The organism is Ferrovibrio sp. (genome assembly GCF_035304305.1).
GTDB lineage: Bacteria > Pseudomonadota > Alphaproteobacteria > Ferrovibrionales > Ferrovibrionaceae > Ferrovibrio.
The window spans coordinates 1-22,594 of record NZ_DATGQG010000051.1; the positions used below are offsets into that span (position 1 = coordinate 1).

Annotated in this window: 24 protein-coding genes and 1 pseudogene; 13 read left to right on the forward strand and 12 right to left on the reverse strand. The window is 65.4% G+C overall.

Annotated elements, in window-relative coordinates:
• The 3 genes and pseudogenes from VKZ87_RS06040 to VKZ87_RS06050 all read left to right on the forward strand — a co-directional run.
• Positions 1-247: pseudogene (locus VKZ87_RS06040) on the forward strand (hypothetical protein); the annotation flags it as partial.
• Positions 248-316: 69 nt separating this feature from the next.
• Positions 317-1,549 (forward strand): O-antigen ligase family protein, encoded by a 1,233-nt coding sequence (locus tag VKZ87_RS06045; protein ID WP_324220353.1) that lies wholly within the window; start codon positions 317-319, stop codon positions 1,547-1,549.
• On the forward strand, positions 1,546-2,487 hold the full coding sequence (locus VKZ87_RS06050; RefSeq protein WP_324220354.1) for a glycosyltransferase family 9 protein: 942 nt from the start codon (positions 1,546-1,548) through the stop codon (positions 2,485-2,487). The genes VKZ87_RS06045 and VKZ87_RS06050 overlap by 4 nt, the downstream gene beginning before the upstream one ends.
• Here VKZ87_RS06050 and VKZ87_RS06055 read toward each other — a convergent pair.
• The 3 genes from VKZ87_RS06055 to VKZ87_RS06065 are packed head-to-tail and all read right to left on the reverse strand — an operon-like array spanning position 2,473 to position 4,732.
• Positions 2,473-2,940, reverse strand: coding sequence for an HPP family protein (locus tag VKZ87_RS06055; RefSeq protein ID WP_324220355.1), 468 nt, complete (start codon positions 2,938-2,940; stop codon positions 2,473-2,475). The two genes, VKZ87_RS06050 and VKZ87_RS06055, sit on opposite strands and share 15 nt — an antisense overlap.
• Positions 2,937-3,962 (reverse strand): lysophospholipase, encoded by a 1,026-nt coding sequence (locus VKZ87_RS06060; RefSeq protein ID WP_324220356.1) that lies wholly within the window; start codon positions 3,960-3,962, stop codon positions 2,937-2,939. The genes VKZ87_RS06055 and VKZ87_RS06060 overlap by 4 nt, the downstream gene beginning before the upstream one ends.
• Entirely contained in the window at positions 3,959-4,732 is a 774-nt protein-coding gene (locus tag VKZ87_RS06065; RefSeq protein WP_324220357.1) for an SDR family oxidoreductase, read from the reverse strand. Before VKZ87_RS06065 ends, VKZ87_RS06060 begins: the two co-directional genes overlap by 4 nt.
• 74 nt (positions 4,733-4,806) lie before the next feature.
• On the opposite strand from VKZ87_RS06065, the gene VKZ87_RS06070 reads away from it, so the two are divergent.
• Together VKZ87_RS06070 and VKZ87_RS06075 are read left to right on the forward strand one after the other, a co-directional pair.
• The gene (locus tag VKZ87_RS06070) at positions 4,807-5,682 is read left to right on the forward strand and encodes an SDR family oxidoreductase (RefSeq protein WP_324220358.1); all 876 of its coding nucleotides are present in this window, start codon (positions 4,807-4,809) and stop codon (positions 5,680-5,682) included.
• A gap of 138 nt (positions 5,683-5,820) precedes the next feature.
• Positions 5,821-7,257: an aspartate ammonia-lyase gene (locus VKZ87_RS06075; RefSeq protein WP_349254791.1), complete on the forward strand. Its 1,437-nt coding sequence runs from the start codon at positions 5,821-5,823 to the stop codon at positions 7,255-7,257.
• 56 nt (positions 7,258-7,313) lie between these two features.
• Here VKZ87_RS06075 and VKZ87_RS06080 read toward each other — a convergent pair whose 3' ends face one another.
• Positions 7,314-7,826 (reverse strand): ferritin-like domain-containing protein, encoded by a 513-nt coding sequence (locus tag VKZ87_RS06080; protein WP_324220359.1) that lies wholly within the window; start codon positions 7,824-7,826, stop codon positions 7,314-7,316.
• Positions 7,827-7,993: 167 nt separating this feature from the next.
• On the opposite strand from VKZ87_RS06080, the gene VKZ87_RS06085 reads away from it, so the two are divergent.
• Positions 7,994-8,761 carry a hypothetical protein gene (locus VKZ87_RS06085; protein WP_324220360.1) on the forward strand — a complete coding sequence of 256 codons (768 nt, stop codon included), beginning with the start codon at positions 7,994-7,996 and terminating at the stop codon, positions 8,759-8,761.
• A 70-nt stretch (positions 8,762-8,831) separates the two neighbouring features.
• On the opposite strand, the gene VKZ87_RS06090 is transcribed toward VKZ87_RS06085, so the two are convergent.
• Both VKZ87_RS06090 and VKZ87_RS06095 read right to left on the reverse strand, forming a co-directional pair.
• On the reverse strand, positions 8,832-9,695 hold the full coding sequence (locus VKZ87_RS06090; protein ID WP_324220361.1) for an acyl-CoA dehydrogenase: 864 nt from the start codon (positions 9,693-9,695) through the stop codon (positions 8,832-8,834).
• 2 nt (positions 9,696-9,697) lie between these two features.
• Entirely contained in the window at positions 9,698-13,168 is a 3,471-nt protein-coding gene (locus tag VKZ87_RS06095) for a hypothetical protein (RefSeq protein WP_324220362.1), read from the reverse strand.
• A gap of 537 nt (positions 13,169-13,705) precedes the next feature.
• On the opposite strand from VKZ87_RS06095, the gene VKZ87_RS06100 reads away from it, so the two are divergent.
• Positions 13,706-15,619: a ribonucleoside-diphosphate reductase subunit alpha gene (locus VKZ87_RS06100; RefSeq protein WP_324220363.1), complete on the forward strand. Its 1,914-nt coding sequence runs from the start codon at positions 13,706-13,708 to the stop codon at positions 15,617-15,619.
• A gap of 96 nt (positions 15,620-15,715) precedes the next feature.
• Here VKZ87_RS06100 and msrB read toward each other — a convergent pair whose 3' ends face one another.
• The 6 genes from msrB to VKZ87_RS06130 form a co-directional block, all read right to left on the reverse strand.
• Complete coding sequence (gene msrB, locus VKZ87_RS06105; RefSeq protein ID WP_324220364.1) at positions 15,716-16,144, reverse strand: peptide-methionine (R)-S-oxide reductase MsrB; 429 nt, start codon at positions 16,142-16,144, stop codon at positions 15,716-15,718.
• An 88-nt stretch (positions 16,145-16,232) separates the two neighbouring features.
• Positions 16,233-16,607, reverse strand: a complete 375-nt coding sequence (locus tag VKZ87_RS06110) for an SPW repeat protein (RefSeq protein WP_324220365.1) — start codon at positions 16,605-16,607, stop codon at positions 16,233-16,235.
• Between the two features lie 54 nt (positions 16,608-16,661).
• Complete coding sequence (locus tag VKZ87_RS06115) at positions 16,662-17,066, reverse strand: SPW repeat protein (RefSeq protein WP_324220366.1); 405 nt, start codon at positions 17,064-17,066, stop codon at positions 16,662-16,664.
• A gap of 119 nt (positions 17,067-17,185) precedes the next feature.
• Positions 17,186-18,532: an ATP-binding protein gene (locus VKZ87_RS06120; RefSeq protein ID WP_324220367.1), complete on the reverse strand. Its 1,347-nt coding sequence runs from the start codon at positions 18,530-18,532 to the stop codon at positions 17,186-17,188.
• On the reverse strand, positions 18,529-19,197 hold the full coding sequence (locus tag VKZ87_RS06125) for a response regulator transcription factor (RefSeq protein WP_324220368.1): 669 nt from the start codon (positions 19,195-19,197) through the stop codon (positions 18,529-18,531). Before VKZ87_RS06125 ends, VKZ87_RS06120 begins: the two co-directional genes overlap by 4 nt.
• Positions 19,194-19,574, reverse strand: coding sequence for a PepSY domain-containing protein (locus VKZ87_RS06130; protein WP_324220369.1), 381 nt, complete (start codon positions 19,572-19,574; stop codon positions 19,194-19,196). The genes VKZ87_RS06125 and VKZ87_RS06130 overlap by 4 nt, the downstream gene beginning before the upstream one ends.
• A 40-nt stretch (positions 19,575-19,614) precedes the next feature.
• On the opposite strand from VKZ87_RS06130, the gene VKZ87_RS06135 reads away from it, so the two are divergent.
• The 6 genes from VKZ87_RS06135 (at position 19,615) to VKZ87_RS06160 (ending at position 22,386) form a co-directional block, all read left to right on the forward strand.
• The gene (locus VKZ87_RS06135) at positions 19,615-19,974 is read left to right on the forward strand and encodes a hypothetical protein (RefSeq protein WP_324220370.1); all 360 of its coding nucleotides are present in this window, start codon (positions 19,615-19,617) and stop codon (positions 19,972-19,974) included.
• Positions 19,975-19,981: 7 nt separating this feature from the next.
• Positions 19,982-20,482: a hypothetical protein gene (locus tag VKZ87_RS06140; protein ID WP_324220371.1), complete on the forward strand. Its 501-nt coding sequence runs from the start codon at positions 19,982-19,984 to the stop codon at positions 20,480-20,482.
• Positions 20,479-20,901 (forward strand): DUF1924 domain-containing protein, encoded by a 423-nt coding sequence (locus tag VKZ87_RS06145; RefSeq protein WP_324220372.1) that lies wholly within the window; start codon positions 20,479-20,481, stop codon positions 20,899-20,901. The genes VKZ87_RS06140 and VKZ87_RS06145 overlap by 4 nt, the downstream gene beginning before the upstream one ends.
• A gap of 3 nt (positions 20,902-20,904) precedes the next feature.
• Positions 20,905-21,378 carry a diheme cytochrome c gene (locus tag VKZ87_RS06150; RefSeq protein ID WP_324220373.1) on the forward strand — a complete coding sequence of 158 codons (474 nt, stop codon included), beginning with the start codon at positions 20,905-20,907 and terminating at the stop codon, positions 21,376-21,378.
• A gap of 79 nt (positions 21,379-21,457) precedes the next feature.
• Positions 21,458-21,880, forward strand: a complete 423-nt coding sequence (locus VKZ87_RS06155) for an organic hydroperoxide resistance protein (RefSeq protein ID WP_324220374.1) — start codon at positions 21,458-21,460, stop codon at positions 21,878-21,880.
• 59 nt (positions 21,881-21,939) lie between these two features.
• Complete coding sequence (locus tag VKZ87_RS06160) at positions 21,940-22,386, forward strand: MarR family winged helix-turn-helix transcriptional regulator (RefSeq protein WP_324220375.1); 447 nt, start codon at positions 21,940-21,942, stop codon at positions 22,384-22,386.
• Positions 22,387-22,594: the final 208 nt, after the last annotated feature.

Genomic DNA, 22,594 nt, shown 5'->3' on the forward strand with positions numbered 1-22,594 from the left:
CTTTTTTGCATATTTCAACATGCTGCAGGGGGCCCACCAGTTACTTCCCGAGCAACGTCGGCTGATCGAGAAAAGGTGCATCTCAACCGCAAGGAAAGCAGCCAACCGAGTGGGATTGCAGGCAAATAGGGCCTGGACCACCTACGCCTATGCTAAAGCCAAACTGGGGATGGGATTGCCCCGAAACTTTGACCTCAATCAGATAGCCCTGGCATTCCGCGCCCTGCCTGGGGTCCGTCGCCTCTAGACAATACCGGCATAGATGCCTCACTTTCTGACACATGTAAATTTTGCTGACTCCAGCCGGTTTCAGCTTTTGCGTCAGCTCAACCTGCTGCTTCTCGCCGCATTGCCCGCTGCGCTGCTCCTGTCCCGAGGCGCAGCTGAGATCGTGATTGTCGTCATCGACGTATCGTTCATCGCGGTGGTCATTGCCCAGCGGCAATGGCACGTGCTGCGGCCGCCGCTTATTGTCGCATTATTGCTGACCTGGGCGGCCTTGGTTCTGATCGTCTCGCCGCTGGCGATGGACCCGCATGCCTCGCTTACACGCAGTCTGCCATGGCTGCGATTTATCGTTTTCTTCGCCGCCGTGACCAGTTGGCTGGTTCCAACCCGAGCCGAACTCAAGCTCATCTGTATTGCGTGGACGGCGACACTGCTCATGGCGATTACGGATGGTTTGGTCCAGCTGGCAACCGGGGTATCTGCGAGCGGACAGCCTATTGATGGCACTCGCCTCACCGGACCTCTGAGCCGCCCCAATATCGGCAGCTTTGTCGCACGCATCGGATTCCCCGTAATGGCGGGTTGGGTACTGCTCGCCAGCCTGCAGCCACCCGGCAAACATCTCCTCCGACAGAACCTTCTGGTGCTCGTGCTCGGGCTGTTCCTGGCCGTATTCATCTTTCTCACAGGCGAGCGTGCTGCCTCTCTCCTGACCGCTGCGGCGGTTATCCTCGTCATCCTTCTTATCGCCATTCTGCGGCCGGGATACCTGATCATCAGCCTGAGTGGCATTGGCCTGTTCCTGATCTGCGGCGCAGCCGTACTTCTGATCAGTGACAGGATCATGAACAGGGCGAGAAGCGTGATAGACACGCTGGCCAACCTGTGGGACTCCATCTACGGTCAATTGCTCATGACCGGATTGCAGATGTGGCTGGACAATCCCATCACCGGTGTTGGCCTCAAAGGATTCCGGGCAGGCTGTGACCACTACCTGGCCCAAGGCATCATATCCGAGTGTCACCCCCACCCACACAACATCTATGTGGAGTGGCTCGCTGAGAGCGGACTCATCGGCTCGCTTGGATTCTTTGCCTTCATCCTGCTGCTCTGCTGGGCCGACCTGCGCCTCCTCCGCCCCCGCGCACTTCCAGTAACTGGCGCCCTCCTGACCGGCTGCCTGCTGATTGCCCTGTTCCCGTTCAGCGTCGGACAGAGTTTTTTCAGCAACTGGCCGGCAATACTGTTCTGGTCTTCCTTGGGCCTGAGCGCGGCAATCATGCGTATCGCACTCAACGATGAGAAGGGGCAGCATCGTTGACGTCGATCCTGGTGATCAAGCATTCCGCACTGGGCGACATCATTCTGTCGTTGCCCCAGTTACGCGCCATTCGCCGGCACCACACCGGCCAGCACCTCGTCCTGCTCACCACCGCCCCTTTTGCCGACTTGCTGCAGAAGACCGGGTTCTTCGACGAGATCTGGTGTGACGACCGGCCGAAGCTTTGGCATGTGAGGCGGACGCTGGCCCTGACCCGCCGAATCAGCAACGGCCGCTTCAGCCGGGTTTACGATCTGCAGGGCAGCCAGCGTACGCGCTGGTATTTCCGCCTGCTGCAGCTGCTCGGCGGCCGCACGCCGGAATGGGTCGGCAATGCCAGGGGCTGCTCGCACCATATCCCCGATCCCACGGAGCCCGTCCATATCAGCGAGCTGCGGCGGCGGCAGTTGGCGCTTGCCGGCATTCCCGACCCCGGCCTGCCGGATCTGGATTTTCTCACGGCGGACATCTCGCGGTTCGGCCTGCCGCGCCGTTTCGCCCTGCTGGTTCCCGGCGGTGCGCCGCATCGTCCGGCGAAGCGCTGGCCCGCTGCACAATTCGGCGGACTGGCAAACCATCTCTCAGCCCAGGGTCTCACGCCGGTCCTGATCGGGCGCGCGGCGGAACGCGTGCAGATCGAGGAAATCCGCAGGCTCTGCCCCGCCGCCATTGATCTCTGCGATCGCACCTCCATCGCGGATCTGGCGGCTCTCGGGCGGGCGGCGGCCCTTGCCGTCGGCAACGATACCGGTCCGATGCATGTCGTCGCTGCCGCGCGCTGCCCTTCCCTGGTGCTGTTTTCGGCGGAATCCGATCCCCGCAAAGTCTCGCCGCGCGGCGAATGGGTTCGGCTGCTGCAGCGCCAGAGTCTCGAGCAGCTGACGCTGGCAGACGCCATCGCCAATCTGCCGCAGGCCAGACCCTCAGCGCCAGCGTAACGGCCAGGGCGGACCGGGTCGCAGGCGGCTCCAGATGTAGACTGCTGCCATCAGGATCAGCAGCGCGGGCGCCAGCGGATAGACGAGAAACAGCCAGTCACTCTTCAGGTTCAGGACGATGAGCGGATTGGCACCCGCCGGCGGATGCATGAGGTTGCAGACGCGCATCACGATGGCGATCAGCGCGACGCCCGCTCCCATGGTCCAGATATTGCTGCCGAAAATCTGCAGCAGGGCGATGCCGATCGCTGCCCCCAGCAGGTGACTGGCAAACACGGCAACAGGACGCGAGCCTTCATGGGTCGGAAAGCAGAAAAGCAGGATCGCCGTACTGCCCAGCGAGGTCAGCGCCAGCCCGTGTTCGGCGTCGATCACCCAGAGGACCAGGGCGAGCGACGGCAGAATGCCGACGGCAATCCAGCAGGCCTCGATCAGCATCGTACGGCTGATCATTTCGGCAGCTCCTTCTCGTCGGGAAAGAGCGGCAGGTCCCTGCGCTCCGCCCCCGAAGGAAGCCTGGCCTTCCGATCGCCCAGCCAGGCGGCGATGTCACGCCACACCACCTCGGCCTGCAGGTCGCGCAGCAGCATGTGCCAGCCGTCGGCATAGATGGCGACCCGCATGTCGACGCCCGGATCCGCCTTCAGGGCCGCCACGTATTTCTCCACCGGCTGCTTCGGAATGACCTCGTCTTTCGCGCCATAGAGCAGCAGGAGCGGCAATCCGCGCGGCCGGGTTTTGGCGGAGCGGTCCATCAGATCTACCAGGCCGTAAATCGTATCCACCCGTGTCGCCTTGATGAACAGCGGGTCGCGGGAAAGCCGGCGCAGCATCTCGATATTGTCGGAGGCCTGGATCTTCAGCCCGCTGCCCGTGAAGGTCTTCCACGGGATCGTATGGGCTGCCACCCAGAGCGTCGCACTGTAGTACCAGGGCATGCTCTCGCGTCCCCAGACCGCCGGCGCGACCAGCACCAGGCCGTCCGGCCTTACATCTCCCTCTTCCAGAGCGACCAGCGTGACGGCGCCTCCCATGCTTTCGCCAAGCCAGAAGAGCGGCGTATCCGGATGCCGTTGCCGCAGGCTGCGGCTCAGTTCGACGATGTCCCGCGTCATCCTTGTCTGGCCGGGCCAGAAACCCCGGAATGCCGACTGCCCGAAACCGCGCTGGTCCGGCGCATAGGTGGCGATACCACGTTTCGCCCACCACTCGCCCGGCTCCGTGAAAGCATTGCTGTAATCGTTGAAGCCATGCACGGCGAGGACAACGGCCGCTGGTTTGCCTTCGGGGAGCCAGCGCCGCAGCGGCAGCACGCGACCGTCGCTGGCCTGCCAGCTGTCTGCCGCCGGCATGAAGGCCGGCGGCACAGCCATGTCGCCCGGCGGCTGCAAGCGCGGCGCGCAGGCGCCTGCGGCCAGCAGGCCAATCCCGAGCAGTGCGGCCAGCAGCCGCTTCATGCCGACGACGTTCTTCACAGCGTCCGTGTCAGACCGCCATCGACATCGATGATCGCGCCGTTCAGATAGGCTGCCTGCGGCGAGGCCAGGAAGGCAACAGCGCGGGCGATCTCGGCCGGCTCGCCGAAACGGGCCACGCCCATGGCGCGCGGCATGCGCTCGGCCGCTTCCGCCTCGCTGATCCCGTGTTCCGCCGCGAAGCTTCGGATCCGGACCTGCAGCCGCTCGGTGGCGATCGTGCCCGGATTGATCGCGTTCACCCGCACGCCGTCCGCCACGCCGCGATCGGCCAGCACCTTGGTCAGGTTCATGGCTGCCGCATTGACCGAACCGCCGATGGCGAATTCGGCCTGGCCGGTGCGGCCGCCCACGCCGATGATGCTGACGATGCTGCCGCTGCTTTTCTGAAGCTGCGGCCAGGCAGCGCGGCTCAGCCGCATCGCACCGAAAAATTTCAGCGCGAAGCCGTCCTGCCAGTCCTCGTCGCTCAGGGTGAGAAAGTCGCCGCGCCTGGTGGCGCCGGCATTGTTGACCAGGAGATCGACCCCGCCAAAGCGCTGCACGGCGGCCTGGACCAGTCTGGCTGGCTCGGCCGGATCGCGCAGATCCACAGCCTGCACTAGGCATTCGGTTGTCAGGCTGCCCGCCAGAGTCTCAAGAAGGTCGCGCGAGCGCGCGGCGAGAACCAGCTTCATCCCCTCCCCGGCTAGGGTCTCGGCAATGGCCCGGCCGATCCCCTTGCTGGCTCCCGTGACGATGGCAACCTTGCCGGCAAGCTGCAGATCCATGAACGACTCCTCGGATGGTGCAAATCCCGCTCTCCGGGCTAATCTAGCAGCCGGGGAAACGCAAGGGAGGTTCCATGTTTCGCAGCGACCTGTTCAAGGGCAAGCGCATCTTGGTCACCGGTGGCGGCACCGGGCTGGGAAAGGCCATGGCGCGCCGCTTCATGGAATTGGGGGCCGAGTTGCATATCTGCGGCCGTCGCGAGGGTGTGCTCAAGGAAACGGCAGCCGAGCTGGCGGCCGAGACCGGCGGCCGCATCCATACCCATCCCTGCGATATCCGCGTCGCCGGAGCCGTGGACGAGATGATCACGGAAATCTGGCAGCATGGGCCGCTGGATGGACTGGTGAACAACGCTGCCGGCAACTTCATCGCCCGGACGGAAGACCTCAGCCCGCGCGGTTTCGACGCTATCGCCAATATCGTGCTGCATGGCAGTTTCTACGTCACCCAGGCCGTCGGCAAGCGCTGGATCGCGGGAAAGCGCGGCGGCAGCATCATCTCGATCGTCACCACCTGGGTCTGGACCGGCTCGGCATTCGTCGTGCCGTCTGCCATGTCCAAGGCCGGCATCGCGGCCATGACACAGTCGCTCGCCGTCGAATGGGGGCCGAAGGGTATCCGGCTGAATGCCATCGCGCCCGGCCCCTTCCCGACCGAAGGCATGACCAAGCGGCTCGCCCCCACGGAAGAACTGGAGCGCAGGATGATCGGCGCGATTCCGATGCGCCGCGTCGGCAAGCTGCCGGAGCTTGCCAATCTCGCTGCCTACCTGATGAGCGAGGAGGCCGGCTACATCACCGGCGAGGTGATCGCCATCGATGGCGGGCAATGGCTGAACGGTGCGGGCGGATTCGGCGCCCTGACCGAACTGACGGATTCCGACTGGCAGGACATCCGTGCCGCCATCGAGGCGACCAATGCCAGGGACAAGGCGCAGCGAACCGTCTAGTCCGCCAGACGACACACCCTCGTTTTAGTTGCATCGGAAAGGAAATATCACCGTCGGGACACTTCGTTTTGACACTACGTCAGCGCAATATGGTGGCGTCCGTCCCGACACCTTAACGACGAAAAGTCAGAGGGAAAAATGAGCAGCGATAGCGCCACCCGGCTGGAGCATGATTCGCTCGGCGAAATGGCGATTCCGGCCTCCGCATACTACGGCATCCAGACCCAGCGCGCGCTGGAGAATTTCCACATCTCCGGCATCGGCATCAACCTTTATCCCAACCTGATTCGCGCCTTCGGCATGGTGAAGAAGGCCTGCGCGACCGCCAACCACAAGCTCGGCTACCTCGAGCCCGAGAAGTACAAGGGTATTGCCAAGGCCTGCGACGAACTGATCGAGGGCAAGCTGCACGAGTGGTTCACCATCGACGTCTTCCAGGGCGGCGCCGGAACCTCCACGAACATGAATGTCAACGAAGTGATCGCCAATCGCGGCCTCGAGCTGATGGGCTATCACAAGGGCGAGTACAGCCACCTCCACCCGAACGATGACGTCAACCTGTCGCAGTCGACCAACGACGTCTATCCGACGGCAGTGCGGCTTGCCGTGATCCTCAGCCATGCCGAGCTGATGAAGGCGCTGGACGACCTCGCCTACGAATTCCGCCAGCGCGGCGTCGAATTCGCCGACATCATCAAGCTGGGTCGCACCCAGCTGCAGGATGCCGTGCCGATGACGCTGGGCCAGGAATTCGAAGCCTTCGCGATCAACATCAAGGAGGATGTCGCGCGCGGCGACGAAATCGTGAAGCTGTTCCGCGAGGTGAATCTGGGCGGCACCGCGGTGGGTACCGGGATCAACACCGAGCCGGAATACTCCAATCTCGCCATCGACGAGCTGGCCCGCATCAGCGGCGTCGAAATGGTCCGTGCGGCGAACCTGATCGAAGCGAGCTGGGACATGGGTGCCTTCGTGCTCTATTCCGGCATGCTCAAGCGCATCGCGGTCAAGCTGTCGAAGATTGCCAACGACCTGCGCCTGCTTTCCTCGGGCCCGCGCGGCGGCCTGAACGAGATTTCCCTGCCGCCGATGCAGCCGGGATCCTCCATCATGCCTGGCAAGGTCAACCCGGTGATCCCGGAGGTGGTGAACCAGGTCTGCTTCCAGGTGATCGGCAAGGACATGGCGGTGACCATGGCCGCGGAAGCCGGCCAGCTGCAGCTCAACGTGATGGAGCCGCTGATCGTCTACAACGTGCTGAGCTCGATGCAGCTGCTGGCGCGCGCCTCCCGCACGCTGGCTGAGAAATGCGTCGCCGGCATCCAGGCCAATACCGAACAGGCCAGGCGCCATGTGGAGGCGAGCGTCGGCATCGTCACCGTGCTCAACCCCTATATCGGATACGAGAAATCCGCTGCCCTGGCGAAGGAAGCGCTGAAGACCGGCCGCACGGTGCGCGAGCTGGTGATCGAGAAGGGCTGGCTGACGGAAGCGCAGGTCGACGATCTGCTGGATGTATCCAAGGTCACCGCGCCGCGCCGGCGCGGCCGCAAGATCGTCGCGCCGACGGCCTGACCACCCCAACGGTGTCATGGCCGGGGCAGTCCCGGCCATGACGTCAACCCGGTATCCTACTCGTATTCTTCATCCTCGCCCTCCAGCGCGGCGGGGTTGATCTCGGTTTCCGCCATCTCGGTCATTTCCTCGTCCGCCTCCTTCTTCTCACGGAGGCTTTTGGCAAGGATTCTGGCCGCCTTCTTTTCGCCCACGGCATCGGCATAGGCCGCCGCCGTGCCGTAGGAGGCGATGCCGTAATGGGAAATGCGCTGGATTGCCGCAAGAAGCGCGGCATCCTTCACGCCGCTGGCGAGATCCTTCTCCGCCACCTGCCGCGCTTCCTCGATCAGCCCCTTCATGCCATGCGAGGTTTTAGCGCGCGGATTGACGTCAAGCGCATCGAACACGGTTTCCAGCCGCTCCAGCCGTTCGGCCGTGTATTCCACCCCTTCCTCGCATAGTCGCTTAAGCGAATCCGAAGTCGCCGCCCTTGCGAATTTCGGGAAGGCCTTTTTCAGCTGTCTGTCGGCGAAATAGAGATATTGCAGGTCGGCCACCAACAAGTCGTGCAGGCTTTCGTTCGCCATGGTCTCCTCCGGATCATCTTGCGTTCGGCAGATGAAACCAGCGCATCGGCCATGGGTTCCGTTGTTGGACCCTATGGTTAATCGTGATTAACAACTCGACCCCCGTTTTGGTGTAAGACTCGGCATCGTCCAGAATCGGACGCCACAGACTTCCCTGGAGCACCAGAATGGTCGCATCCCTTTCCGCCACGGCCGCTGCGCCGACCTCGATGCTTGCGGCTCCGCAAACGCCTCAGCCCTCGGCCTCCGCCGCGTTCAGGCAGCGCCTTGCCGACGAGGCGGAACAGCGACTGGAGGACATGCGCAGGGCCGTGGAAACCCTGCGGCAACTCAAGAAAACCCCGCGCCAACTCGAAGAAGAACGCAAGGCTCGCGCCCAGGAGCGCATTGCACAGATCAAGAAGCGCCTGGAAATGCTGAAGCAGATGGCGCGGATGATTGCAGCCAGCGGCAACAAGAAGGCGGCTGCGAGTCTCGCCGCCGAGCTCAGGGCGCTCGCCAAGGAGTTGTCCGGCCTGAGCGATCAGCTCGGCACATCGTCGGGCGGCCTTGCAGCCGGCAATACCGCCGACGCTGGAACGGTTGCTGCCGCAGGCGGCGCGCCGGCCGAAGCACTGGGGTCGGCCCACGCGAATAATTCCGTTGTTGAATCCGGAGTCGAGGATAGCAGTGCCGGAAACAGGGACGCCGAGCCGGACAACTCTGCCAGGAGCGTCGAGGATCAGATCAAGGCCGATGCGGAGAAAAACATAGCCTCCCTGAAACAGGGGAGCGACGTCCAGGACGAGATTCGCAGGCTGAAGGAAAAGATCGAAGCGCTGCTGAGGAAGATGGAGCGGGTCGAGCGCGCCGGGGACCCCGAGCGTGAGAAAACCGTCGCCATCTTCGAGATAGCATCCGAGGCGGCCGGCAGCAGCCTCGATATCGAAGCCTAGAGAAGCCTGGAAACGCTTTAGCCGAGCTGGATCAGGCTGAACTCCGGGCAATCCGCTGCATCTGACTGCTCTAGCGGAACCGCGCCTCGGCGGTCATCGCCAGCGCATCATCGGCATCGGCAATCCACAGCGACAGGCCATCGCCATCTTCCTTCGCGCGGAGACGGAAAGGCTGGCCGTCGAGCACCGGCCGGCGGCCACGGAAGCTGAACTGGTGCAGCCGCAAATCCGGCCGCAGGCTGCAGGCGAAATCCGCCAGCAGCGTGGCCAGCAGCGGACCATGGACGACGAGACCGCCATAGCCTTCGGTTTTCGTGGCGTAGTCACGGTCGTAGTGGATGCGATGGCCATTGAAGGTCAGTGCAGAGTAGCGGAACAGCAATACGGGATCGGTCACAAAACCGTCCTCCCAGCGATGATCGGCCGGCGCCGGTTCAGGCGGTGGCAGCGCGCCCTGCCCGTCCGGCTTCTCCTCGCGATAGACGATGTCATGACGGTCGGTGATCGCCAGCACGCCACCTTCGTCGAAGATTTCGTGGCGCACGGTGACAAATACCAGACGTCCGCTGCGGCCGGATTTCTCCACCGCCGATTCAACCGTGGAAATCCGGTGCGCGCGACCGCCCATCGGCAGCGGACGATGGAAGCCGATACGGCTGCCGGCCCACATCCGGCGCGTCTGGCTGCCCCACAATGCTCCGACATCGGGCAGAAAGCCGCCGAGAGCCGGGTGTCCGTCGCGGCCCAGCCGCGCGCGCGGCGCCGCCTGCCAGAAATGCAGCCAGTGCCGCAGGGGCGGCAGCGGCGCGCCGGGCTCGAGGCCGTCCTCGGAACGGTCGAGCGCACGCGCCAGCGCGATGCTGCGCTCGGGCCAAAGAAAGTCGGCGGCCTCTTCCGAGCCGCCGACCCAGTCTTTCAGCTGCTGCCTGGTCACGGTTACAGCCGCGTTTTGCCGACCGCCTCGCGCAGCAGCAGGTAGACCTTGCCGACATCGGCGGTGACGAAGGCCGAGGTCAGCAGTTCTTCATGCTCGACGCCCTTGGCTCCCGCCAGCACACGTTCGAACTCGGCGATGTAGCGATCGGTGTAATCGCGGAACTCGCCGTTCTCCTGGTACTTCTCGCGGATCTTGTCGAGGTCGCGCTGGTCGATCAGCTTGCGGGTGAACAGCCCGCGCTCGCCCTTGTAATAGCGCCTCCACAGGTCTTCCGACAGGTCGCGGTTGAGCAGGCGCGTGATGTCGATGGCCATCGAGTTGAGATGGCCGGTGATGAAGGCGGCGGTCTTGAGGAACTGCTCGCCGCGCAGCGCCTGGGTGGCCTTGCGCAGGGCTTCCGCCTCCACGCTCGCGGCCTTCGCGGCTTCGGCCAGCGCCTTGGAATCCGCCTTGAGGCTGGCCTCGGCATTGGCCGCCTCGCTGGCGGCGCGGGCCGCAGCCGCCGAGAGTTCCTGCGCCCGGCGGGCCAGCAGCTCGGCGGTTTCGGAAGCCCGCGCGGTGGCGCGGTCGGTGACGGCGCCGAACTCGTTGCCGGTACGGGCGAGCCGCTCGCCGATCTCGGTGACCTTCTCGCTGAGCCGTGCCGCGCGGGTGTCGACCTCGTCGGCCTGGCGACGGAAGCCGTCGCTCATCCGATCGGTCTGCTTCATCGCGTCCTCGACGATATTCGCCAGTTCGCGGGTGCGGTTACGCAGCACCTCGCTGGCATCATCGATGCGGCCCGAGGCATTGCCCACCGCGAGATTGATCTCGCGGGCGCGTGCATCGAAGGTCGCCCCCACCTGCTCGACGCGCGACATGGCCTCGTCGGAGACGCGGGCGACTTCCGCCGCCTGGCGGCGGAAGGCTTCGCCGATATTGGCCGATTTGAGCATCGCCGCGTCGGAGGCTTCGGTGAGCTCCTGGACCCGCCCGCGGAAATTCTCGCGGATGTTTTCGGCCTGGCGACTGAGTTCGGTGCTGAGCGCCGCCAGAGCCCCGGCCTGGTCGTGGATCGTGCTGCGCAGCTCGAGCGTGCGATCGACCACGCTCTGGGCGGCCTGGCCGAGTTCGATCGACCGGTTGCGCGCGGTATCGCCGGCCTCGTGGATGCTGGCGGTCGCCTTCTCCGCCGCGGCATTCAGCGCCGAGGCCTCGATCTGCGCCTTCTCGCTCATGCCGACCAGCGCTTCCGTCTGGGCAGCAGCCTTCTCCGCCAGCGAGGCCATGGCCTCGGCAACGGCAAGCGACAGATCCTGCAGGTCCTTGGCGCGGGCCTGCGCCGTGCTGCCGGCCAGCTGGGCCTCCATCGCCGCGCGTTCTGCGGCTGCGCTGAGCGCATGGGCCTGGTTCTGTGCCATCTCGCTGACCTGATGCAGACGCTGGCTGGCGCGCTCGGCGACGGCCTGCAACTGCACCGCATCCTGGCCGGCACTTTCGCCGGCGCCGCGCAGGCGCTGCGCGGTACGCGCCGCGGCCTGGTCGAGTGTGTCGATCTGCTCGCGCATCTGCTCGCCGGTGGCGTTGATGCGGCGGGCGATGTCGTTGACGGTGCTGCCGAGATGCTCGGCGTGGCCACGCAGCGCGGTGCCGGCGGCACCGATCTGCTCGTCCGCCCGCTGCGTCGCCTGGGCCAGCAGCGCCTGGGCCTGCGCCATGGTTTCCTGCACCTGCGCCGCCATCGCCTGCGCATCGCGCCCGGCCTGGCCGAGGCTTTCGATCCGCGCCTTGATGGCGCTGTCGGCCTCGCCGATCCGCGCAACCGCCCGGCCGGCCGTCTCGTCCAGACTGTCGGCGCGCTGCTTCAGTTCGTCACCACTGCGCATCGCGCGTTCCGCAATCTGCTGCAGCATGCCGGTCATGTTCGCGCCCTCGCGGCGCAGCGCGTCGCCCGCCTGGGCCAGGCGCTGGTCGGCGATTTCCGCGGCATGACCGAGCTGGTCAGCCTGATGGCGGATCAGATCGCCGGTCAGCTTGAGGCGCTGCTCCGCCTGGGTGGCGGCTTCGGCAAAGGCTTCGGCCTGCTTGGTCGCGCCGGCGCCTGCGTGCTCCAGCTGCTGGGTGCGGTCGCGCATGTCGTCGGAAGCAAGCCGCAGGCGTTCGGTGACGCGGCTGCCCTGCTCGTCGAGCGCGCCGACCTCCGTGCGCAGCGTCTCGCCAATATCGCGGATCCGGCCGATGGTAGAGCTGGTAACCTGCTCGATCTCGCGTACGCGCTCTCGCAGCACGGTGCCCGCAGCCTCGGCGGAATCGATGACCTTCTGGCTGGCGGCGCTGAAGACCTGCGTCTCGCGGCCGAAGCTTTCGCCGGCTGCCGTCGCGCGCGCGACGGTGAGTTCCGCCGCCGTAGTGATCGTCTGCGCCGATTCAGCAAAGGACGTGCCGATGCGGGTTGCCTCGCCGCCGGCGCGGGTGACCGCCTGCTCGAGCAGCGCGATCTTGCGCTCCAGTTCGGCGCCGATCTGCTGCGCGACCTCGGCCGCCTTCTCGACCGCCTTTTCCATCAGCTCGCCATGGCGGCGCGCCAGTTCCTCAACGCGCTCGTTCTGGAACTGGATCGCCGAGGTGATGCGGGTGATCTCGGTGGCCTTGCCCTGGAAGATGCTGCGCGCGGTCTCGACCTCGCGCGTGATGACGTCGGCCGCCTGCAGCAGCACCTGCGCCTGGCTGGACACCGTCTGGCCGAGGCCAGAGACCTTGGATTCCATCTCGCTGCCGACCTTCTCGGCCGCCTGCACCAGAGCGGTGCTCTGCTCTTCGAAGCGGCTGGAGATGCCCTTCACCGCAGCATCGAGATCGCGGTTCACCTGCTCGGCCGCGGCCAGCAGCACCTGCGACGACTGGCTCAGCGTGCCGGCCAGCTGCTTGGTCTGCAGCGCAACCTGCTCGCCGGCGCCGGATGCGGCCGTGATCAGCGCCTGCTGCTGGTCCGCCATCGTCTCGCCCAGCGTGGCGATCTTGTCGGTTGCCGACTGCGCGGCTTCCTCCATCTCGCGCGCCTGGCGGCGCAGCGCACCGGCCAGCGCCGAGACGCGGCGCTCGGCTTCCGGAGTCGGATAGGAAAGATCCAGCAGAACGTGGTGAAGCGCCGCGGCATGCAGCCTGATTGCCGTGCCGCGCCACAGATTCAGCAGCAGCAGCCAGAGGAAGGCGAGCGGCGCACTGGCGCCGGCGATGAAACCGCCGAGTTCATGCGGCAGCACCTGCCAGAGATTGCGCCAGCCGACCGAATTCTGGATGTAGAGGGCGCAGACGCCCAGCCACGCAATGCTGATGACGGCGCCGATGCCGACCAGCAGCTGGCGGCGGCGTTCCAGCGCCGGCTTGCCGATCAGTTCGGCTGCCGCGGCTTCCGCCCGCTGCAGGGCTCCCTTGCTGGCCGGCTTGCTGGCACTGGCTGCCATATCGGCGCGCGGATGTTTGATCAGCATCGCATCCTCCCCCGCCGGCCCCCGATCCCTGTCTCGCGGCCGCCGGATTGCGTAAGTCCTGCATTGAAACACCAATCCCGCATGGCACAAAAGCCCGGTGCAGGCGGAATCCTGTTTCGGTACCGCAACATGTAGGAGACAAATGGTTAATGGCGGATTTCCGCTTTCGCATCCGCGGAAGTTATCCCCGCTATCCACAAGGGCGGTTGCAGGCCCACAACCGCCGTGCGCGACGCGGCGGAAAATCAGGGGGTTCACGCTGCGGCCGGAACGTCAAGCCAATTTTTTGCAGAGGCGAGTCATACATCCCATTGACGCTACCTTAACTGTCGATACCATATGTTGTGTTCGTTGGGTTTGTTTTGACACGATACTGCGTCCTTGGCCGGGTCATTATTTGGCGGTTTTCCGCCAGATATTGCTAAATCGAGGCGCAGGCGGGACAGGCTGCGGCGGCGAATTTGGGATTTGGGCTACGGCCGGGCCCCGGTTGACAACAAAACTGGTCCCGGGCAGCGATAAGAAGGGGATGAATCCGTGCTAGACACTCTGCAGACCGAACGCGGCATCCGCATTGACATCGACCGCAGCCGCGACCGCCTGCTGACCGACTTCGGCAAGGCCACCCTGGACGACCGCTATCTGCTGCCGGGCGAGTCCTATCAGGACCTCTTCGCCCGCGTCGCCAGCCACTATGCCGACGACACCGCCCATGCCCAGCGGATGTACAACTACATCTCCAAGCTCTGGTTCATGCCGGCCACCCCGGTGCTGTCCAACGGGGGCACCAATCGCGGCCTGCCAATCTCCTGCTTCCTGAACGAGGCCACCGACAGCCTGGACGGCATCGTCGGCCTGTGGAACGAGAATGTCTGGCTGGCGGCGCGCGGCGGCGGCATCGGCAGCTACTGGGGCAATCTGCGCTCGATCGGCGAGAAGGTCGGGCAGAACGGCAAGACCTCGGGCATCATTCCCTTCATCCGCGTGATGGACAGCCTGACGCTCGCCATCTCGCAGGGCTCGCTGCGCCGCGGCTCGGCCGCAGTCTATCTGCCGATCGACCATCCGGAAGTCGAGGAATTCATCGAGATCCGCCGCCCCACCGGCGGCGATCCGAACCGCAAGGCGCTGAACCTGCATAACGGCCTGCTGATCTCGGACGCTTTCATGCGCGCGGTCGAGAATGACGAGCAGTGGGAGCTGCGCAGCCCCCATGACGGCAGCGTGCAGCGCACCGTCTCGGCCCGCGCGCTGTGGATCCGCATCCTCACCGCCCGCATCGAGACCGGCGAGCCCTACATCGTCTACATCGACCATGTGAACCGTGCCCTGCCGGAGCATCACAAGCTGGCCGGCCTGCGGGTCAAGACCTCGAATCTCTGCAGCGAGATCACGCTGCCGACCGGCATCGACCAGCATGGCCAGCAGCGCACCGCGGTCTGCTGCCTGTCGTCGCTCAACCTCGAATACTTCCATGAGTGGAAGGAGCATCCGCTGTTCATCGAGGATTGCCTGCGCTTCCTCGACAACGTGCTGGAAGACTTCATCAGGAATGCGCCCGACAGCATGTCGAAGGCCCGCTACGCCGCGCAGCGCGAGCGCTCGGTCGGCCTCGGCGTGATGGGCTTCCACTCCTTCCTGCAGGCCAACAACGTGCCGTGGGAAAGCGTGATGGCGAAGGTGTGGAACCGCACCATCTTCAAGCACGTCAAGGAGCAGGCCGACGCCGCCTCACGCAAGCTGGCGGAAGAGCGCGGCCCCTGCCCCGACGCCGCCGAATACGGCATCATGGAGCGCTTCTCGCATAAGATCGCGATCGCGCCGACCGCTTCGATCTCGATCATCGCCGGCGGCGCCTCGCCGGGCATCGAGCCGAACGTGGCCAATGCCTTCACCCACAAGACCCTGTCGGGCAGCTTCTCGGTGCGTAACCGCTATCTCGAGAAGACGCTGGAGCAGCATGGCCGGAACGATGACGAGACCTGGTCGTCGATCACCACGAACGGCGGCTCGGTGCAGCATCTCGACTTCCTGTCGGACGACGAGAAAGCCGTGTTCCGCACCGCCTTCGAGATCGACCAGCGCTGGCTGATCGACCTCGCCGCCGACCGGACGCCCTATATCTGCCAGGCGCAGAGCCTGAACATCTTCCTGCCGGCCAACGTGCATAAGCGCGACCTGCACCAGATCCACTTCCAGGCCTGGAAGAAGGGCGTGAAGAGCCTCTACTACTGCCGCTCGCTGTCGATCCAGCGCGCCGAGACAGTGTCGGGCAAGACCGTCGCCGATGCCGGCAGCAACGTGGTCTCGATCCCGCTGGTCGGCAAGATCAACGAGGGCGAACGTCCGCAGCGCCTGCCGGGCGCCGAGCTGGAACTGCCGCTCGCCGCCGCGGCCGCCGGCGGTCCGCGCGAGGCGGTGGATTACGAGGAATGTCTCTCCTGCCAGTAGGCGCAGGTCGGGACGACAGCAAAAAGGCCCGGGATCGCTCCCGGGCCTTTCTCCGCCCTTATCCTTCCGCTTGCGGGAAAGGGGCGAGCCGGAAGATCACTCCGGCTCGAACTTGAGCGCCACGCCGTTCATGCAGTAGCGCTCGCCGGTCGGCTCCGGGCCGTCGTCGAAGACATGGCCGAGATGGCCGCCGCAGCGCGCGCAATGCACCTCGGTGCGGATCATGCCGAAGCTGTGATCCGTGGAGGTGGCAACCGCATCCTCGCGCGGCGCCCAGAAGCTGGGCCAGCCGCAGCCGGCGTCGAACTTGGTGTCGGAATCGAACAGCACCTGGCTGCAGCCGGCGCAGAGGAAACGGCCCGGCCGGAATTCGCGGTCGAGCGGGCTGGAATGCGGCCGCTCGGTGGCATGCTTGCGCAGCACGGCATACTGCTCCGGCGTCAGCCGGCGCCGCCACTCCGCATCGTCATGCTGCACCTCGAAATGCTCAGCCCCTCTGCCTTCTTCGCGTCCGAACAGTTTCATGTCCCCATCCCTTGGTGAAAGCGCCATATCCTACCACAGGCGGCTGCGCGGAGCCGCCATGCACATGATCGACCGGCCGGCCGCGCCGTTACGGCGGCGGCCTTTCGCGCTCGCGCTCCTGCCCCTCTTCCCACAATTCGGAAGCGGCCAGCAGGGTAATCAGCAGCCCGAGCGCCACATGGCTGCTGCGGGCGCCATTGGCCGCGCTGTAATCGAGCAGCCAGGGCGAGAGGATCAGCCAGACGCCGAGTGCGATCTGGACCCACTCCTCCCATGCTTCCAGATGGCGGATGGCCAGGACAGACAGCGCGATGATCAGACCACCCACCACGATGGCATTGACCGTGGGCGCCTGCGCCTCCGTGAAGCTGAGCAGCCAGGGCGAAAGCAGGATGAGCATGCCGAGCATCAGATCGGCCCAGTCCTGCCAGTGACGGTAGATGAACGGCTTGACGACAGCCATGGGCACCTCCCTGCGACGATCGCGCGAACCGGCGTTCGTCGATGGTAGCGCTGGTCAGCGGCGGTCCGGCGCCCGGCGGTTCTGCCAGATCTCCTGCGCGGCGATGACTAGGATGAAGGCGCCGATGGCGAGATGGGCGAACTTCACCCGGTCCACATTGTCGAAGCGCAGCAGCCAGGGCGACAGGATCAGCCACAGGCCGAGCATGAGAGTCAGATAGGCTTCCCAGCGATCGAGTAAAGTCAGCGACAGCGCCGCCAGGGCAGCGACCAGAAAGCCGCTCAACACCGCATTCAGCATTGCATCCTCGCGGCCGGCATAGCCGAGCAGCCAGGGCGAGGCCGCCAGCAGCACGCCGAGCGCCATGCAGGCCCAGTCCTGCCAGTACAGCAGGAGAAGCGACGGCTCGGTGCGCCGCTCCTCACGACAGGAAGCCGGGTGATGCGAAATATGCGCCATGACTGTCTCCGTGCCCGCCGCGACGGGCAGGTCGTCATGGCACTCCCGGAATCCGGCGAAAATCAGGCGGCGTCAGGGCAATTGCGCCCGATGGCCGGCTTTCCAGGAAATTCGGCTGCCTATGACTGCTCCGTGAAGGAGAGCGTCGCCTTCACGCCACCCAGGGATGAAGTTCCGATCGAGAGCCTGCCCCCGTGAATGGCCGCGATCTCGGCGGCGATGGAAAGTCCGAGCCCCCAGCCCGGCGTCGCATCGTCCAGCCGCGCACCCCGCTCAAGGGCAACCGCGGCCGCCGTTTCCGAGAGGCCCGGGCCGTCGTCTTCGATGGTGAGAACCAGCGGTTCGCTGCTTTCAGCTGCAACGCGGATACTGCCCTTCGCCCACCGCCAAGCATTCTCCATAAGGTTGCCCAGCATCTCTTCCAGGTCCTCACGGCCGCCCCGGAAGCCCGCGTCGGCGGGAACTTCCACGGTCAGCGTCACCCGCTTGTCGGGATTGATGCGCGTGAGTGCTTCGCCAATCGCCTCCACGACCGGCCGGATCATGGTTCTCACACCCAGCGCCCGCTCCGAACCGGCTCTCGCCGCGGCACGGGCCAGATGGTGTTCGACCAGCCGGGTCATGATCCGGACCTGCTCCTGGCAGACCGCCGTGTCCGGAGTGCCGCTGGTTTCCACCCGTAACACCGCGAGCGGTGTCTTGAGGCTGTGTGCCAGGTTGCCCAGTTCGGTGCGGGCGCGCGCGATCATCGAGGCGTCATGGTCCAGCACGGCGTTCATCGCGTCTGCCACCGGGGCAACCTCGCGGGGATAGGCACCCTCGAGCCGCATCGCCCTGCCGTCGCGGATGGCCGCGAGGCCGGCGGTCATCGCGCGCAGCGGGCGCAGACCGAAGCGCACCTGAAGAATGATGGCGCCGGCCATACCAGCTGCGAGCACCGCAAGAGAGATCATGAGCAGGACATTGAAGTCGTCGACCCGACGGTCGAGTTCGTGCAGATCGCCGGCGATCAGCAGATGGACAGGTTCAAGGCTCCCCGGCAGCCGCAGGTCCCGTTCGGCCACCAGCAATGGCTCGCCTCTCGGGCCGGTGACCCGGTGCTTGCGTATCTCGGCGGCATCGTCGTGTACGGGCAGCGTCGCGTCCCACAGCGAACGCGAGCGGGCCAGTTGTCCTCCGGGGCCCGCGACCTGCCAGTACCAGCCCGAAAACACCTGATCGAACCGGGGATCGCCAAGTGGCTTGACCGATATTCCGCCGTCCTCACCGATTTCGGTGGCGGCAATCATCACCCGCAGCAGGGCGTCAAGGCGCTCGCCGAATTCCTGCGTTGCGGAGTCGCGGAATGCCGAAGCGAGAACGACACCGCCGGCCGAGAGCAGAACGAACATCCAGACCAGAGCGGCGGCAATAAGCCGGAGCGTGAGCGAAGGTCTGCGCCGGCGCGACGATGCAGCGCCGGTCATGGCCCGGACGCCTCGGCCAGACGATAGCCCTGCCCGCGCACGGTATGGATGAGATTGCCGGAAATCTTGCGGCGGATACGGCCGATCAGGACTTCCAGCACATTCGAGTCGCTGTCGAAGTGCCGGTCATAGACATGGTCGAGCAGCTCGGTCCGGCTCACCACCTTGCCTGCATGATGCATCAGGTACGACAGGATACGGAATTCCTGGGCAGTAAGCTTCAGGGGCACACCGTCCTGCGTGACCCGTCCGGCCAGCGTATCAAGGCGCAGCGGCCCGCAGACCAGTTCCGGCTGCGCGTGGCCGGCTGCGCGGCGGATCAGCGCCCGCAGCCGATAAACGACTTCGTCCATTTCGAAGGGCTTGGTCAGATAATCGTCGGCGCCGGCCTGGAATCCGGCCATCTTTTCCGTCCAGCGGCTGCGCGCCGTCAGGATCAGCACCGGCAATGTGCGGCCAGCCTCCCGCCAGCGCCGCAGGACCGTGACTCCGTCGATCTTCGGCAGGCCAAGATCGAGCACCGCCGCATCGTAGGTTTCGGTATCCCCGAGGAACCAGCCTTCCTCGCCGTCATAGGCCACGTCGACGGCGAATCCGGCAGCCTCCAGCGTCTGCTGCAGCCGCAAGGCCAGCACCGGCTCGTCCTCAACGACAAGAATCCTCATCGGCGGCGGTTTGGCTTTCCGGTCCCCAGAGATTCGCCCGTGCGGGCATCATAGTACACCTTCAGGACGCGGTCGCCCGGGACGAGGATCTTGAGTTCGTAAACCAGTTTCCCGTCCTCGGTTTCCAGTTCGGCTTCGATCAGCTGGCCGCCATGAGCCTGTTCCGCCGTGGCGAGGATTTCGCGGAGCGGCCGGATCTCGCCGGCTTCCACGGCCCGCCGGGCCCGATCGTGATCGCGTTCTCCGGCCACCGCCAGGGGAGCCAGAAGGGCAAGGGTCAGTGCTGCAAGTGCAAGGTGCTTTTTCATGCGGCCATTCTGCCACGGCAAAGCTGAACCGCAGATGAACGCGCCTGTCAGGCCCCGTTCAACCGCCATCCGGTAGCGTTATCCCGCATCGAGAAAAGGAGTCGAACTCATGCTGGGTAAAATGCTTCTTCAGGGCCTTGCCGCCGCGGCGATCATTGCCGGCGCGGCCGCCGCCTATTCCGCATCTGCAAACAATGCACCTGTAAGCAATGCGCCGCAGAACGCAGTGTCGGCGCAGGCGCCACAGGCTTCACCCGACACAGGATACATCCAGCCGGACGCCCGGCCAGTCCAGGAGCTGAACGCGCGGGATCGTCACCGTTACGGCAAAGACAAGCATAGGCACGACGATCATGCCCGGAAGCACAGCCGCGATGATGACGATTGCGACGATGATCATGACGACCGTGACGACCGGCACAAGCGCCGCCACAGCCGCAGTCATGATCGCGGTCACGACAGGCACTGAGGCGGCCATGACCGGTTTCCGCAGATATGCCTTTCCGCTGCTGCATCTGTGGCATGCGGTTCTCGCCGGCGGCTTTCTGGTCGCCTATCTGACCGCCGACGAAGATACCTATGCCATGCATCTCTTCGCCGGGTATGTCGTGCTGGCCGCCATCGCGGTCCGCATCCTTGCAGGCGTGTTCGCGCCCGCCGGTAATGTCTGGCGACTGCCGCGGCCGAGCATCGGCGGGACGCTGGCATGGTTCGCCAGGCGGCGGGGACGCAATCCCTTCTTTGTCTGGTTCGCCGTGGCGCTGCTCGGTTCGGTGGGGCTGGCGGCCGCCACCGGCGCCGTCGCCGACTTTGTGACCCGGGTGGAGGACCTCCATGAGGGTATTTCGGAGGCCTCGCTGTGGATCATCGTCGGCCACATCGTCTTCATTCTGGCCATCTACAAAGGGCGGCGCATTCGCGCGTGGCTGCAGGATCATCTGGGAGCACGGCGGCCGGTAAAGGAAATCGCGCCATGACGCGCCTGGCAGCCGCGGCGCTTCTCGCACTTGTCCTCTCGCCTGCGACCCTGGCCGCCGCGGACGGACAGCAGGCCGCGATACTGGATGCCTATGCCGCAAAGGCCCGCGCCGCCGATCCGGCATTTACCGGATTCTCGGCGGCGCGCGGCGAGGCGCTGTTCCGCAGGGAATGGAATGGCGGCGATCCGCGTACGCCTGCCTGTACCTCCTGTCATACCGCCAACCCGAAACAGCCGGGGCGCAATGCCAAGACAGGCCGTCCGATCGATCCCGCGGCCGCATCCGCCAGTCCGGAGCGCTACGCCGACCCCGGGAAGGTGGAGAAACACTTTTCCCGCGACTGCAAAAGTGTGCTGGGCCGGGACTGCACGGCGATCGAGCGCGGCGACCACATCACCTTCATGGCGGGGCAGTAGGGAATGACCCACCGCATCCTGTGGCTGCTTGCCATCCTCATCCTGGCATATCCCGGCATCGATGCCCGCGCCGGCGGCAAGACGCTGCCGCCGGTCGCCGATCCGCTGGTGGCAAACCTCTGCGGCGAATGCCACATGGCCTTTCCACCGGGCTTCCTGCCGGCCCGCTCCTGGACGGCGATCATGGCGACACTGGACGATCATTTCGGCGAGGACGCGACGCTGCCCGGGGATCAGGCCAGAGCGGTGGAAGCCTACCTCACCGACCATGCAGGCGATGCGCCGGGCGGCGGCGGGCTGCGGGAGTTCATGCGCTGGGTCGCCCCCGGCGGAGTTCCGCGGCGGATTACCGACAATCCCGCCTTTCTCCGGGAGCACGACTTTCCCGAACGCGTCTGGCAGCGACCCGAGGTCGTGACGCGGTCGAACTGCCCGGCCTGTCATCGCCGGGCGGACCGGGGATTGTTCGACGATTAAAGTGAAAAATTCAATTGACTAAAATTAAATTGTGAACAATATACCTTCCGTCGCCAACCAGGACGGAAGGAACCCTCCCATGGCCATCACCCCGCTTTACACCACCACTGCCACCGCAACCGGCGGCCGCTCCGGCAAGGTCACCTCGGCCGACGGCATCATCGACCTCATGCTCGCCATGCCGAAGGAACTCGGCGGGCCGGGCAATGCCGCCAACCCCGAGACGCTGTTCGCCAGCGGCTATGCCGCCTGTTTCCAGGGCGCGCTGGGCCTCGTTGCCCGCAACCAGAAGGTCACGCTGCCGCAGGGCAACACCGTTTCGGTGACCATCGGCATCGGCAAGGACGAGACCAGCTTTGGGCTGAACGCGAAGATCGCCGTCAGTCTGCCGGGCATGGACAAGGCCCAGGCGGAGGCACTGGTGGCCGCCGCGCACCAGGTCTGCCCCTATTCCAAGGCAACACGCGGCAATATCGACGTGACGCTCGAAACCAGCGTCTGAACCGAGCCATGCGGCGCCGGCTGCACAGGCCGGCGTCGCCGATTACACTGCGAATCGCCATGTCCGCCGATACCGCCGCCAGGCTCGACCATCAGCTGTGCTTCGCGCTTTATGCCGCGTCGAACGCCATGACCCGGCTGTACCGCGACCGGCTGGAGCCGCTTGGCCTCACCTATCCGCAGTATCTGGTCATGCTGGTGCTGTGGGAGCAGGACGGCCTGACGGTGAAGGCCATCGGAGAACGGCTCTATCTCGATTCCGGCACCCTCACCCCCATGCTCAAGCGCATGGAGGAGGCCGGCCTGCTGGAGCGCCGGCGCAGCCGGGACGACGAGCGCCAGGTCGAGATCCGCCTGACGGCCCGCGGCCGGGCCCTGGAACGCGAGGTCGCTGCCCTGCAGCGCGACCTGTTCTGCCTGCTGCCGCTGGGGCCCGAGGACATGGCCCGCCTGCGCACCGAACTGCGCGGCCTCGCGGCCCGCCTGCGCGGGCTGGACTCGCTTTAATCCACAGGGCAATCCATATTTAGGCTGTGCCCTCTTGAAGCAGCCACAACATCTTGCGATAGTGACCCCTCGCACCACCATTCAGTTCGAGGGGGAGACATGTCGCTGCTGGACGCCAAGCCGGTCTACAAGCCGTTCCGGTATCCTTGGGCCTACGAGGCCTGGATGACCCAGCAGCGCCTGCACTGGCTGCCCGAGGAAGTGCCGC